We start from the raw sequence: 14,660 nt of genomic DNA, 5'->3' as shown, positions 1-14,660 counted from the left end.
AATACGAGAAGCGATCCTGCCTTCGTTTTTATAATAGCTCAGCCAGAAAAAACATGACATTTAGGTCGTAGGATGAATGGCGGCACCATTATAAGCTTCAGAAAAGCCTTTTAAACAGCAGACAGAGATTAATAACCGGCGGCAGAAAACGGATATTTCGCTGAAGAACGTTTTTTCGGCTGTTTCAGCATGGAGGAATTTGCGATGAATTTAGAACACATATTAAGCATGGTTGATCACACACTGCTTTTACAGGGAAGCACCTGGGAGGAGATCCGGAACATCTGCGATCAGGGGATGAAGTTTCACACCGCGTCGATCTGCATTCCGCCGTGTTATGTAAAACGGGCGGGGGAATACATGGGACAGGACTTTCCGATCACAACCGTCATCGGATTTCCTAACGGCAATATGACAACGGCAGCAAAAGTATTTGAGGCAAAGGATGCCATTGCAAACGGCGCCGCCGAGATTGATATGGTCCTCAATATCGGTGAGCTGAAAGCGAAGAATGATTCCTATGTCCTCTCCGAGATCAATGAAGTGAAAGCCGCCTGCGGAACGCATCTCCTGAAGGTGATCATTGAGTGCTGCCTTCTCACGGAAGAGGAGAAGATCCGGGCGTGCAGGATCGTGACCGAGTCAAAGGCGGATTATATCAAGACTTCCACCGGATTTTCCACCGGCGGCGCCACTTTTGCGGATGTGAAACTGATGGCGGAACACATCGGACCGAATATCAAGATTAAGGCGGCCGGCGGAATTGCCTCCATCGAGGATGCGGAAAAATTTATTTCCCTTGGAGCGAGCCGGCTCGGGACAAGCCGTCTGGTGAAAATTGCGATGGAACAGGGATAACGAAAGCCCCGGAATTCGATAGGACGAAGAAAACAGGAACAAAGTCCGCTTGCGGACTTTGCGCGCCGCCGCTGGTCGCCGTTAGGTGACAGTTTCCTTACAGCGGCGTGCGCATCCTCGCGGAGCGTTTTTGCTTCATAGGGAATTTCGGAGAAATTTCCTATGAAACAAAACAGCTGAAGCTGGTTTTTGCGGCGGAAGAGAAAAAAAGCGAAAACGGTTTGTAAAATATTGAGATTATTTATGACATCATACGAATAATACCGTATAATAAGATTAAATCGATTCGTTTTTTATGAAGTTGATCGGCTTATCAGGAAGGAAGGCAGAATCATATGAAATCAGATGTAATCGTAATCGCAAATGACGGCAGAGGCATGGATGAGGCACTTGAGCAGGCAGAGAAGGTTGCGCTGTACAAAGGTCTGGCGCACAAGGCGGCGCTGCATCTGAGACTGCTGACCGAAGAGATGATGGGAATGATGCGTTCCATTACCGGAGAGAGAGAAGGACAATTCTGGATTGAAGATGAGGGAGATGAATTCCAGCTTCACCTTCAGGTCGAGACCATGATGGATTACATGAAGCAGGAACAGCTTCTCGCCGCTTCCTTCAGCGGAAAAAATGAAGCAGCGAAGGGAATCATGGGGAAGATCCGGACCTTCTTTGACCCGATGGATTGGGCGGATGCGCCGATGCCGTCAAGCCTGGATCCGATGAACATGATGTTCTCCTGGTCCATGATTGAGTATCGTCAGTCGGTAAAAGAGATGATGGACAGGGAGCAGGAAGGCGCGGAAGAAGCCTGGGATGAACTGGAAAAATCGGTTGTATCAAATCTTGCCGATGACGTTAAAGTCAGCATCAAGGGCCGCAATGCGGAGATGATCATTTTGAAGAAAGTCAAGAACTGAATATCGGATATTGCAGAAATGCTGCCGCACCGTTGGCCTCTGTCAACGATACGGCAGCATTTTTTCGTTTCATAGCGGGATGACGATGTGCATGCAGAAAAATATTCCCCCCTCGCCTGCAGTAACGGATTATGATTTTGCGTCATAATCCGGTTTCAGGATCCGGATGAAATCGCGAACATAGCCGTTGAGATACTGGTCCTGACGCCGGCAGATATAAAAATGACGCTCTTGTGTGATCTCCTTTACCGGGTAGGTCACGCACACGTCGTATAATTCCGGGCTCATATCGATATAGTTTTTGGGACAGAGCATGACGGCGTTGCACGGAGAAAGAGAACGTTTGGCAACCTCAATACTGCCGGTGGCAAAAAGACGTTCCGGACGGAGATGAAAGGCCGCGAACAGTTGATCCTGCGTGATCCGGACGCTGTGGCCTTTTTTGATATAGATAAATTTCTCGCGGGCCGCGTCCATTATGCTGATGGTCGTCCCGGCGGGAACGGTATGGGCAAGCTTGGTGGATTTTGCGGCGACGAGGACGGTTTCCTCGTTGGCGACCAGAATGTATTCGAGTTCATTGATCTTCGGTGCGGTTGTAAGACAGGCGAGATCCACTTCTTTCTGCAGAACCTGATTTTCAAGCCGGTCGGAACCGGATTCGATCAGCTCCAGCTTTACATTCGGATACTTTTCGTGGAATCTGGGATAAACCTGTGGTATGATCTCCATCGCTCGCAAAACCGGGATTCCGATTCTCAATGTGCCGCGGGAACCGGCCGCGATCTCATGAACTGCCCGGGACAGGTTCTCCTCGATGTTCAGAATGTCGTGGGCGGCCTTGATGTAATACTCGCCGGCCGGAGTGAGGCTGATGGGATTGGAGTACCGGGTAAAGATTTCGGCATTCATCTCGTTTTCGATCTTACGGACCATCTGGCTGAGAGACGGCTGGGAAATACAGAGAACTTCCGCTGCTTTGCTGATGCTTCCCTCCCGCAGGATGGTCAGCATATAATTGAGCTGTCGGTCATTCATATATTTTTTCCTCCATATTCGATAAATAATAAAAATTATCAGATAAAATAACAAACCTGTGATTTTTTAAACAAACCGCATAAACAGGCTGTGTATCAGATATCCGTTTTGGGCATGTCAACTATAACATAATATAAAAACTATATTCAACATAGAATAAGAGATTCTTGTACATGAAATAGTACAATGCTAACATTGATCTGCATAAGATATATAACTGCTTCCCCCGCGGGAGGCGTAAAGGAGGATACATATGGATATTAAGAAACCTGCTGTTGCGGGAACACTGGAATCCAGTGACTGCATGGTGACGGTTGAGCCGGGACAGGGCAAGATTGATTTCAACCTGGACAGCGCGGTTGCTCATCAGTTTGGTAATGAAATCCGCAAGGTTGTACTGGAGACTCTTGAGAATCTTGGCGTGAGCGATGTTAAAATCTCCATTGTCGATAAAGGTGCGCTTGACTGCACAATTAAAGCCCGTGTTGAGGGAGCGGTTTTCCGTTCCGTTGAACAGTATGACAACTTACCGTGGGGAGGTGCGATCCGATGATCAATGCGAATAAGAAACGCCTTAGAAGAACCATGATGTTCCTGAATGCGCAGAAACCGTCCCTGATCAAGGATCCGTATATTTACAAACCGGATTCCATCATGCTGGATCTGGAGGATGCGGTTGCGGAGAACCAGAAGGACGCTGCAAGATTTTCCCTCTACCATGCGTTAAAATCCATCGACTACAGAGGCTGCGAGCGCGTTGTCCGCATCAACGGTCTGGATACTGATCTCTGGAAAGAGGATATCCGCTGTTCCGTAGCTGGTGGCTGCGATGTCATTCGTATTCCGAAGACCGAGACCGGCGCAATGGTTAAGGCAGTGGAAGATGAAGTCATCAAGGCGGAGAAGGAATTCGGACGCCCGGAAGGTTCCACTCTGATCATGGCGGCTCTGGAGTCCGCGAGAGGCGTGCTCAATGCACTTGAGGTCTGCGAGTCTTCCGAGAGAATGATCGGTGTTGCGCTTTCCGGCGGTGACTACACAAAGGATCTTCAGACACACATCACCGGTACCGGTGTTGAGCTCATGGGCGCAAGACAGCACATGATCATCGCGGCAAGAGCGTCAGGCGTTCAGTGTTTTGATACCGTATGGACCAATCTGGATGACATGGACGGTTTCCGCGAGGATGTTCAGAAAATCCACGATATGGGATTTGACGGAAAGTCCATTATCAACCCGCGTCAGATCAACGTTGTACATGAGATCTTCACCCCGACGCAGAAGGACATCATCTTTGCTGAGAAAGTTGTCCGTGAGATTGACTCCAAGAAAGCTCTCGGAATCGGCGTATTTACCGTAGACGGCAAGATGATCGACATCGCGTTCTATGACGGCGCAAAGAGAACGATTGAACTTGCGAAGGCATCCGGCGTATATAAGGGGGAATTATAATATGTTAAATGCAGTAGGCAGAGAGATCCCGGAAGAGATCCTGAAAGAGACCGGAAAGCAGCCGTATCAGGGTGCGTTCCACTTCGACAGCGTTGAATATAAGAAAGATGCCCCGAAGACACGTCCGGTCATTGATCCGAAGAAGAGCAAACTTCTTTCCAATATTCATGAAGCACTTGTAAAGTGCGGAATCAAAGATGGCATGACCATCAGCTTCCACCATCATTTCCGTGAGGGTGACAAGATCGTCAACATGGTCATGGATGAGATCCACGCGATGGGCATCAAGAACCTGACCATCTGTGCAAGCTCTCTGGGAAAGCAGAATAATCCCATTGTTCCGTACATCGAGGACGGCACCATCACTTCCATTCAGTCTTCCGGCGTCCGCGGCGGAATCGGCGAGGCAATCTCCAACGGTAAGCTGAAGGGCCTTGCGATTATGAGATCCCACGGCGGAAGAGTGAGAGCAATCGAGAGCGGCGAAGTTCACATCGATATCGCGTTTATCGGTGCTTCTTCCAGCGACGATTACGGCAACCTTTCCGGTATGCGCGGTAAGGCAAACTGCGGCGTTCTCTCTTACGCGGCAGTAGATGCGGAGTATGCGGACAATGTTGTCGCGATCACCGATTGTCTTGTTCCGTTCCCGAACTATCCGGCGCAGATTTCCATGACAAACGTGGATTATGTCGTTGAGGTGGATTCCATCGGTGATCCGGAGAAGATTGCAACCGGCGCGGCAAAACCGACCAAGGATATGAGAAAGCTTCTGATGGCAGAGTACTGCACTCAGGTTGTAGCGAACACTCCGTGGTTCAAGGACGGATTCTCCTATCAGACCGGTGTCGGCGGTGCTTCCATCGCTTCCACCATCTCTCTGGCAAAGATCATGAGAGAAAAGGGCATCAAGATGGGCTTCGGTCTCGGCGGTCTTACAAAGCCGATGTGTGAACTTCTGAATGAAGGACTGGTTGGAAAACTCTTTGATACGCAGGACTTCGATATGGATGCGATCGAAAACGTAAATCATCCGGAGCACTATTACATCACGGCAGGCGAGTATGCAGATCCGTTCAACAAGGGCGCTTTCGTCAACAAGCTGGATTATGTAATCCTTGCGGCTCTCGAGGTTGACGTTCACTTCAACTGTAATGTCGTTGTCGGCTCTGACGGTATGATCACCGGCGCACAGGGCGGACATCCGGATACCGCGGCAGGTGCAAAGTGCACCATCGTAATCGCACCGCTTCTGCAGGGAAGAATTCCGGCAATCTGCTCCGATGTTACAACGGTTACCACTCCGGGCGAGAGCGTTGACGTCGTTGTCACCGATTACGGTATCGCGATCAACCCGAAGAGACAGGATATCATCGATGCCCTGAAGGATACAAATCTTCCGATCAAGAGCATTGAGGAGCTTCGCGATATTGCCTACAGCATCACCGGCGAGCCGAACAAGGTTCAGTTTGAAGACCGCGTTGTCGGTATCATCGAGGCAAGAGACGGTTCTGTAATGGATGTCGTAAGACAGGTTAAACCGTTCGAGTTCGGGTAAAAACGAATTTATCAGTTGAAGCGGGGAGGAGCCCATTGTGTGTGGCTGCGCCGGCTGGAAAGAACCGGGTGGAGATGGGAAAAACCCGCGAAAAACTGCTAAAGATACGCTGTTCGTTCAGCGGAATATAAAAACGGACTTCGGCATTTGTCTCCCATATGGTATGGGTGGGAGACAAGATGGGGATTGCCGGAGGAACTGTAGACAAAAGAAAAACAGAAAAAAAGGGGAAAAGAGATGAGTACTACACTTGTCGGAATTTTAGGATTCCTGACGATCGTCGGAATCGTTGTTACTCTGTTCAAGAGTAAAACACTGCCGAGTATCGCGTTCATTGTATTTCCGATGATTCTTGCGTGCATTCTGGTAGCGGGTGGCTACTACGATGTTGAGCAGATCGGAAAACTGATCAAGGGTGGATTCGGTTCCACCGGACCGACAGCAGCACTGTTTGTATTCTCTGTGCTGTACTTTGGAATCATGACTGATGCAGGTATGTTCGATGTTATCATCGGTAAGCTGATGAAACTCGTTGGCGACAATGTCATCGGTGTTACGGTTATGACCGCGATCATCGCGCTGATCGGCCATCTGGACGGCGGCGGCGCTTCCACATTCCTGATCGTTATTCCGTCCATGCTTCCGGTTTACAAGAAGATGCACATGAGACAGACCACACTTCTTCGTGTTGTTGTTCTCGCCATGGGCGTTCTGAACCTGATGCCGTGGGCTGGCCCGACGATGAGAGCAGCATCGGTACTTGGTATGGAGTCCGGCGCTCTTTGGCACACCATCATGCCGATTCAGGCGTTCGGTATCGTGCTCTGTCTTGCACACGCAGTTCTTGCCGGCGTTCAGGAGAAGGCAAGAGGTGCAGGCCTTCACGGTAAGCTTGCGCAGGAAGAGGGCGAGGTTGCTGTTGAAGAGAAGAAGAATGAGCTCGGCGATCTTGCAAGACCGAAGCTGTTCCTGTTCAACATCGCTCTTACAGTAGCAGTTATCGCAATGCTGATCTGGGATCAGTTCCCGTCCTATGTTCCGTTCATGATCGGTGTAGCAATCGCTATCCTTGTAAACTACACTGACATTAAGATGCAGAAGAAGATCATCAACAGCCACGCAGGTCCGGCTCTGATGATGTGCTCCACTCTGATGGGTGCTGCAGTTCTGATGGGTATCCTGGTTTACGGTTTCAACGACAAGGGCGCTGCTGCAATTGCAAAACCGGGCGTTGAGATGCAGATTCAGTCGGTTGTAAGCTGCATGGCAAATCTGATCACAATGATTCTTCCGGCAAGCATCGGTCAGCACCTGCCGCTGGTTATCGGTTTCCTGTCTGTTCCGCTGGCACTGGCATTCGATACCGATTCCTATTTCTACGGAATGCTTCCGATCATGATGGCAATCGGCGCAAGCTTTGGTGTAGAGGCTCTTCCGATCGCGGTTGCCATGGTTGTATGCCGCAACTGCGCAACCTTCATTTCTCCGATGGTACCGGCAACTCTGCTTGGTATCGGACTTGCGGATGTTGAGATCAAGGATCATCTGAAAGCTTCCTTCATGTATGTATGGGGCTTCTCCATCCTTTGCATGATCACCGCAGTGACAACAGGCATCATGCCGCTGTAATTCCGCGGAGTATTTGCGGAAAAATACAGCAATTCAGCAATAATTCTCAAGAAAAAACATTTCCATGCCAAAAGGCATTGCTTCTCCGGTCATCCGGCCGGAGAAGAATCTCCATCAAAAATCCGATATCTGGTCATATCGAATATTTACGTAAAACAATCATAGCGAGGATCCGGTTCGCCTTCTCCAGGGCAGCCGGGTCCTTTTTCGTTTCATGGGAAATTTCTCCGAAATTCCCTATGAAACAAAACGCCCCGCGGACTTTGTTCCGGTGCGGGAGATTTCTCTGAAATTCCTACACTGGAAAAATAACTCCGCGGGGATGGGGCATGTTATACTGAAAAAAGCCCGGACGTCCGCTGCCAAAAGCCGCGGGGAACAGACGGAATACGGGGAGCATTCAAAGCTTCGGAGAATCAAAAGGGAAAAGACTGGACAGCGAAGGACAGAGCAGAAAGAGGTTGACAGGATGGAATACTATTCTTCGGGTGAGTTCGCCGGAAAGGCGCATGTGACACAGCGGACGATCCGATATTATGATTCGAAAAATATTTTGAAACCAACGTACAAAACCGGAGCGGGAGCCCGGTTTTACACCGACGAGGATCTGGCGAAACTGCAGCAGATTCTTCTGCTGAAATATCTGGGATTCTCGCTTGACGACATCCGGGAAATCACGCTGGCGTCTGCAGACCGGCATTTTTTGCTGGACTCCCTTTTGGTACAGAGAAAGCTTGTGGAAGAACGCGCGGAGACCATGCACGCGATGATGCAGGCGATCGACTCCGCAGTGGAGGCGCTGCGCGGAAAAGAAGCGATCGACTGGGAGAGCATGCTCGAACTGATTGATATGACGGCGATGGAGAGAAGCCTGAAAACGCAGTACCAGAATGCGACAAATATTGCCTCCCGTATTCGGCTTCATCATGAATACTCGATCAATCCGGTTGGCTGGTTTCCGTGGGTCATGGAACAGGTACGGCCGGAGGAGGAGATGAAGATCCTGGAGATCGGCTGCGGCAACGGAGCACTCTGGTCGGAAAATGAATCCGCTGTTCCGGAGCAGATCGAGATCACACTTTCGGATATCTCCGACGGGATGCTGCGCGATGCAAAGCGGGCTCTCGGCAAAGACCGGCGATTTCATTTCCGCCGTTTCGACGGCACTAAAATACCTTACAAAGACGGCAGTTTTGACATCGTGATCGCAAATCATGTGCTTTTTTACTGCGATCCCCTGGAGCAGGCACTGGAAGAGTGTGCCCGCGTACTGAGACCGGGAGGGAGGCTGATTGCCGGAACCTACGGCGCGGCGCATATGAGGGAAGTTACCTCACTGGTACAGGAGTTTAACCCCGAGATCGTGCTCGCCGCGGAGCATCTGTATGATCGTTTTGGACTGGAGAACGGAGAAGAAATCCTTCGGAGACATTTCCGGGAGGTTTCGATGCGTCGCTATGAGGACGCCATCGAGATTGCGGATGCAGAGCCGCTGATTGCCTATATTCTGTCCTGTCACGGTAATCAGAACCGGCTGCTGCTGGACCGGTATAAAGAATTCCATGAGTTTGTGGCGCAGAAGGTGAAGGGCGGATTTCATATCACAAAGGATGCCGGAATCTTTGTGGCGAGCCGGTAAAATAATGCAATATCGCTAAAAAAGCACAAAGTAATTTGTGGCATATGCTGATTTTCTGTGATATGATGGGAAAGGACTTGAAGGTGACGTTACGTCACCTTTTATAATCCGGATCACAGGATGACTGTAGGAAAACGAATCAACCATAATGATTTAAACAACATAAGTGTAAGGAGGATCAACCATGAATATTATCGTAACCGGCGGTGCAGGATTTATCGGAAGCAATTTTGTGTTCCATATGCTGGAGAAGTATCCGGATTACCGCATTGTCTGCGTGGACGCGCTGACTTATGCCGGAAACCTTTCCACACTGAAGTCCGTGATGGACAACAAGAATTTCCGCTTTGTCAAGCTGGATATCTGTGACCGCGAAGGCGTGTACAAGCTCTTTGAGGAGGAGCATCCGGATATGGTGGTCAATTTTGCGGCAGAGTCCCATGTTGACCGCTCCATCGAGAATCCGGAGATCTTCCTTCAGACCAACATCATCGGAACCGCGGTTCTGATGGATGCATGCCGCAAGTATGGCATCAAGAGATATCATCAGGTTTCCACCGATGAGGTATACGGAGACCTTCCGCTGGATCGCCCGGATCTGTTCTTCCACGAGGATACTCCGATCCACACTTCCAGCCCGTACAGCACTTCCAAGGCTTCCGCAGATCTTCTGGTCATGGCTTATCACAGAACTTACGGCCTTCCGGTAACCGTCAGCCGCTGCTCCAACAACTACGGCCCGTACCAGTTCCCGGAGAAGCTCATTCCGCTGATGATCGCCAACGCGCTGGCGGATAAGAAGCTTCCGGTATACGGCGAGGGTCTCAATGTCCGCGACTGGCTCTATGTCGGCGACCACTGCAAAGCCATTGATCTGATCATCCACAAGGGTACCGTCGGCGAGGTATACAACATCGGCGGACACAACGAGATGAAGAACATCGACATTGTCAAACTCATCTGCGAAAACCTGCAGAAGCCGGAGAGCCTGATTGAGCACGTAACCGACCGCAAGGGTCACGATCAGAGATATGCCATCGATCCGACCAAGATCCACAATGAACTGGGATGGCTTCCGGAGACCATGTTCAAGGACGGCATCAAGATGACCATTCAGTGGTATCTCGATAACAAGGAGTGGTGGGAAAACATCATTTCCGGCGAATACCAGAACTACTACAATGAGATGTACGGAAAGAAAGAGGTGATCGGCTGATGAAAGGAATCGTTCTTGCCGGCGGCGCGGGAACCCGCCTTTATCCGCTGACCATGGTAACCAGTAAGCAGCTTCTTCCGGTTTACGATAAGCCGATGATCTATTATCCGCTTTCCACGCTGATGCTGGCGGGAATCAGGGATATTCTGATCATCTCCACGCCCACCGACACGCCGCGGTTTGAGGCGCTTCTCGGCGACGGAAGCCAGTTCGGAATCAATCTTTCCTATAAGGTTCAGCCGTCACCGGACGGTCTCGCACAGGCATTTATTCTGGGCGAAGAATTCATCGGTGATGACGCCTGCGCCATGGTTCTTGGCGACAACATTTTCTACGGAAACGGTTTCCGCAAGACGCTGAAGGCTGCTGCGGAAAGCGCGGAGAACGGAAAAGCAACCGTATTCGGCTATTATGTCAATGATCCGGAGCGCTTCGGCATCGTCGAGTTTGACGAGAGCGGTAAAGCCATCTCCATCGAGGAGAAGCCGGCCAAACCGAAGAGCAATTACGCCGTAACGGGACTCTATTTCTATCCGGCCGGCGTGAGCAGAATGGCCAATGAGGTAAAGCCGTCCGCCAGAGGAGAGCTGGAGATCACGACGCTGAATGACATGTATCTTCAGAAGGACCAGCTGAATGTGCAGCTGCTGGGACGCGGCTTCGCTTGGCTGGATACCGGCACAATGGAGAGCCTTCTGGAGGCGGCGGAATTCGTCCGCACCATCGAGGAACTTCAGGGCATCACCATCTCCGCACCGGAAGAGATCGCATACATCAACCATTGGATCGACTCTGAAAAGCTTCTGGAATCCGCAGAGAAATACGGAAAGAGCCCGTACGGAACCCATCTGAAGGCCGTGGCGGAAGGAAAACTGAAGTACTGATCACGGAAATGCAGACATCAGGGAAAGAATTAGTATAAATGAAGCATATTTCAAAGTATTTGGGATTCTTTGTTTTTTGGATCACTGAATTGACGGTAATTGCACTGTTTTGTCTGCGGTTGTTTGTTTCAGCTTTAGAACCGTATAAGAATATGTTGTATGCCGGCGCAATACTGATTCTTGTGATTCAGATATGCCAGTATTTTTTTGAAAATAAATTTTCGGTGTTGAATGTGGAAAAGGTTAAAACGGAAAAGCCGGCCTTATATAAGGCATATGAGAATTCATTCAAATTACTTTTTCTGCTGCTGTTTCTCGTATCGATTATGACAATACAGGTTTCCAATTCATGATGATCCATGTCTGATCGGGAATGAGACGCAAAGACGATCAAGCATCCTTCGTACAGTAAATGCAGCGCCATGACATCGAAGGAGTACTTTCCGAACACTGCAGTTATGTTTACCGGAAAGAGCAGGCAACCGCCGATGGGTGGGAAGCCTGCTCTTTTCATATATCAAAATTTTTTCTATAATGGATAACATAGGATTGCAACCGGAATCCGTTGACACCGGATGACAGAATCGGAGACAATGCGAAAAACAGGACGGATCCGAAAACCTCTTTAACGGAAATGGAAAAAACGCGGGAGGCGACAGTCTATGGCGATCGTTGGTGCATGTATGGTTCCGCATCCTCCGATGATTATTCCGGAGATCGGACAGGGAAGCGAAAAGAAAATCCGGAAAACAATTGCCGCCTATGAGAAGACGGCGGAGTTTGTCGCGGACTGTGAGCCGGATACCATTGTTCTGGCATCTCCGCACAGCGTGCAGTATCTGGATTATTTCCATATCTCACCCGGAAACGGAGCAGACGGGGATTTTGGGACGTTTGGCGCGAAGAACGTGAAATTTCATGTGGACTACGATGTCCAGTTTACGGAGATGCTCTCGAAACTTGCCCGGGAAGCAGGGCTTCCGGCGGGAACCCGGGGAGAAAAAAATCCGGAACTCGATCACGGTACCATGGTGCCGCTTCATTTTATCAATCCGAAATGTCCGGAGTATCAGCTCGTCCGGATCGGCCTTTCCGGCGAGTCGTTTGAGGATCACTACCGGCTGGGGATGCTGATCCGCAACACGGCGGAAATTCTCGGAAGAAGAGTGTTCTTCGTGGCCAGCGGCGATCTGTCCCATAAGCTCCGCAAAGACGGACCCTATGGATTTGATCCGGCTGGTCCGGTATACGATGAGCGGATCATGGATGTCATGGGCCGGGGCGCTTTCGATGAGCTTCTGGATTTTGACGAGAATTTCTGCAATAAGGCGGCGGAGTGCGGCCATCGGAGTTTTGTGATGATGGCGGGAGCGCTGGACCGGACAAAGGTTCGTGTGAAAAAGCTGGTCCATCAGGATGTGACCGGTGTGGGGTACGGAATCTGTGTCTACCGGGCGGGAGGTGAGGACCTTTCCCGGGATATGCTGGACCGGTGGCTGAGGCGGGAAAAGAAAAAGCTCCATGCGCGGCGGAAGAAGGAAGACCCCTACGTGCAGCTTGCAAGAAAAGCCGTCGAGGAGTATGTCCGGGGAGGGGAGACGATCCGGGAAAAAGATGCGCTGAGAGAGATTTTTGGAGAGCGGATTCCGGATCCGGATGGCGATGAAAAGAACCATAACGATGGAAACAATTCCGGCCGTTCTAAGGAGAAGATCCGGGATCGAAGAACGTGGAATCAGAACCTGCCGGAATTAACGGAAGAGGATTTGGATGATGAAGCCGCTTCGGTCTGGGAGAATCTGACAGAAGGCAGTGCCGGCGTCTTCGTGTCAATCCATAAAAAGGGCCGTCTTCGCGGCTGTATCGGTACCATCAGTGCGGTGAAAGATTCCATCGCCGAGGAGATTTCCACCAATGCGAGGAGCGCCTGCTCGGCGGATCCGCGGTTTGAACCGGTGAAGATATCGGAACTGGAGTGGCTGGACTACAGCGTGGATGTTCTGGGGAAGACGGAGCGGATTGAATCTCCGGAAGAACTGGATGTGAAACGGTACGGTGTGATCGTGACGAAGGGGAATAAGAGAGGTCTTCTTCTCCCGAATCTGGACGGTGTCGATACCGTGAGACGCCAGATCGAGATCGCAAAGCAGAAGGCAGGAATTGATCCGAAAGACCGGGACGTACAACTGGAGCGTTTTGAAGTAGTAAGGCATTATTGATAATCGGGCGCCGCACACTCGTTACTTTCGCGTGTGGTGTCACAAATGGCAGGGGGGAATATGACAGAATCACCAAAGGACACGGATCATATGACGGACGACATCCGGACAGGGAAGGATGACCGGCATGCAAGAGATATCCATGACAAACAGATCATTCCGAAAGAAGAAAAATGGAAGGATTTTTCATACGGGGAAGGTATTCTCTCTGCGGTATTTGCCCTGGCGCTGCTCTTTACGGTGCTTATCACCTCCTTCGAGGCGGTCTGCTATTGGACTCCCGGACTCTACGACCGGGAATTCCGGAAATACAATGTGCCCTTTCTTTTAGAATATTGGAAGGGTGACCGGATGGACTATGACGGCATCAATACCGTGATCGACGAGACCATGCTTTACCTTCGCGGAGAGCGGGAGAATCTGATCGTGGAAGTTCCGATCAACGGAAAACTTCAGGGATTCTACCGGGAGGATGAGATCTCCCACATGACGGATGTCCGGGAGGTGTTTCTGGCCGCGATGCGGATGCGGTCGGCGGCAATTCTGCTTCTCATTCTGACCGCGGGATATCTGATACGGAAAAAGGGCAGGGAAGCCCTGGCGATTCTTGGCTGCGGATATCTCAGGACGTGTTTTGTGATCCTCGGAACAGCGGCGGCATTCGGCGCGCTTTGCGCCTCTGATTTTACAAAGTATTTTACGGTCTTTCATGAGATCTTCTTCTCACAGGGAAACTGGGAGTTTGATCCCCATGTCAGCCGTATGATCTGCATCATGCCGGAAGAGTTTTTCTCGGATATTGCGCTGCGGATTCTGATCACATTTCTTTGCAGTGCGGGTGTACTGGGAATTCCGGCAATCATAATAAAAAAGAATGGAAAGGGATGCAAATAATTCAATTATTCTAAATTCCTGGATTAAATATAAAAACAATATATATTTTGCCAAAATGCTATTTTAGTGGAGCATTCGGAGAAGAAAAGCAGTCGGTTCATGCCGGCTGCTTCTTTTTGGTGCGCCCGGCGGGCGCACGTTCTAAGGGGTGAAAGTCCCTGATCCGCCCGGCAGTGGGAAGGATGCAGCCAGAGGCAAGGGCTCCACCGTGAGGTGTGGGTCTGAAGGAAGCCCGAGGCAAAGCGCTGGCCTGACGAACAGGAATCCCGAACAGGCTGTGAAGCGTGGATGAGGCTGCCAAACAAGCCAAAGTCCAAAAACTGCACGGAACGCCAACAGTAGACGGGACAGGTATAAGT

13 protein-coding genes are annotated in these 14,660 nt (G+C 50.4%); 11 read left to right on the top strand and 2 right to left on the bottom strand.

Annotation, left to right across the window (positions count from 1 at the left end):
• Positions 1–204: 204 nt before the first annotated feature.
• Entirely contained in the window at positions 205–858 is a 654-nt protein-coding gene (deoC, locus tag BMW41_RS09285; RefSeq protein WP_074649840.1) for a deoxyribose-phosphate aldolase, read from the top strand.
• Positions 859–1,193: 335 nt separating this feature from the next.
• Positions 1,194–1,772 carry a hypothetical protein gene (locus tag BMW41_RS09280; protein ID WP_074649839.1) on the top strand — a complete coding sequence of 193 codons (579 nt, stop codon included), beginning with the start codon at positions 1,194–1,196 and terminating at the stop codon, positions 1,770–1,772.
• Between the two features lie 129 nt (positions 1,773–1,901).
• Here BMW41_RS09280 and BMW41_RS09275 read toward each other — a convergent pair whose 3' ends face one another.
• Positions 1,902–2,810, bottom strand: coding sequence for a LysR family transcriptional regulator (locus BMW41_RS09275; protein WP_074649838.1), 909 nt, complete (start codon positions 2,808–2,810; stop codon positions 1,902–1,904).
• Between the two features lie 253 nt (positions 2,811–3,063).
• Between BMW41_RS09275 and citD the strand changes: the two genes are divergently transcribed.
• From citD to rfbA, 7 genes are all read left to right on the top strand, one after another.
• The gene (citD, locus tag BMW41_RS09270; RefSeq protein ID WP_031473968.1) at positions 3,064–3,363 is read left to right on the top strand and encodes a citrate lyase acyl carrier protein; all 300 of its coding nucleotides are present in this window, start codon (positions 3,064–3,066) and stop codon (positions 3,361–3,363) included.
• Entirely contained in the window at positions 3,360–4,262 is a 903-nt protein-coding gene (locus BMW41_RS09265) for an aldolase/citrate lyase family protein (protein ID WP_074649837.1), read from the top strand. Before citD ends, BMW41_RS09265 begins: the two co-directional genes overlap by 4 nt.
• A gap of 1 nt (position 4,263) precedes the next feature.
• Positions 4,264–5,820 (top strand): citrate lyase subunit alpha, encoded by a 1,557-nt coding sequence (gene citF, locus BMW41_RS09260; protein ID WP_074649836.1) that lies wholly within the window; start codon positions 4,264–4,266, stop codon positions 5,818–5,820.
• Between the two features lie 237 nt (positions 5,821–6,057).
• Positions 6,058–7,449 carry a CitMHS family transporter gene (locus BMW41_RS09250; protein WP_074649834.1) on the top strand — a complete coding sequence of 464 codons (1,392 nt, stop codon included), beginning with the start codon at positions 6,058–6,060 and terminating at the stop codon, positions 7,447–7,449.
• A 469-nt stretch (positions 7,450–7,918) separates the two neighbouring features.
• Positions 7,919–9,088, top strand: coding sequence for a MerR family transcriptional regulator (locus BMW41_RS09245; RefSeq protein WP_074649863.1), 1,170 nt, complete (start codon positions 7,919–7,921; stop codon positions 9,086–9,088).
• A 184-nt stretch (positions 9,089–9,272) separates the two neighbouring features.
• Entirely contained in the window at positions 9,273–10,304 is a 1,032-nt protein-coding gene (gene rfbB, locus BMW41_RS09240) for a dTDP-glucose 4,6-dehydratase (RefSeq protein WP_031473958.1), read from the top strand.
• Positions 10,304–11,188: a glucose-1-phosphate thymidylyltransferase RfbA gene (rfbA, locus tag BMW41_RS09235; protein ID WP_074649833.1), complete on the top strand. Its 885-nt coding sequence runs from the start codon at positions 10,304–10,306 to the stop codon at positions 11,186–11,188. Before rfbB ends, rfbA begins: the two co-directional genes overlap by 1 nt.
• A gap of 187 nt (positions 11,189–11,375) precedes the next feature.
• On the opposite strand, the gene BMW41_RS14760 is transcribed toward rfbA, so the two are convergent.
• Positions 11,376–11,702: a hypothetical protein gene (locus BMW41_RS14760; protein ID WP_207646880.1), complete on the bottom strand. Its 327-nt coding sequence runs from the start codon at positions 11,700–11,702 to the stop codon at positions 11,376–11,378.
• A 148-nt stretch (positions 11,703–11,850) separates the two neighbouring features.
• Between BMW41_RS14760 and amrA the strand changes: the two genes are divergently transcribed.
• Both amrA and BMW41_RS09220 read left to right on the top strand, forming a co-directional pair.
• Entirely contained in the window at positions 11,851–13,407 is a 1,557-nt protein-coding gene (amrA, locus tag BMW41_RS09225; protein ID WP_074649831.1) for an AmmeMemoRadiSam system protein A, read from the top strand.
• A 60-nt stretch (positions 13,408–13,467) separates the two neighbouring features.
• Positions 13,468–14,301, top strand: coding sequence for a TIGR01906 family membrane protein (locus tag BMW41_RS09220; protein WP_177171212.1), 834 nt, complete (start codon positions 13,468–13,470; stop codon positions 14,299–14,301).
• Positions 14,302–14,660 lie beyond the last annotated feature (359 nt).

The organism is [Clostridium] aminophilum (assembly GCF_900101295.1).
Classification (GTDB): Bacteria; Bacillota; Clostridia; order Lachnospirales; family Lachnospiraceae; genus Clostridium_R; species Clostridium_R aminophilum_A.
This window is presented reverse-complemented; position numbering and strand designations above follow the sequence as displayed.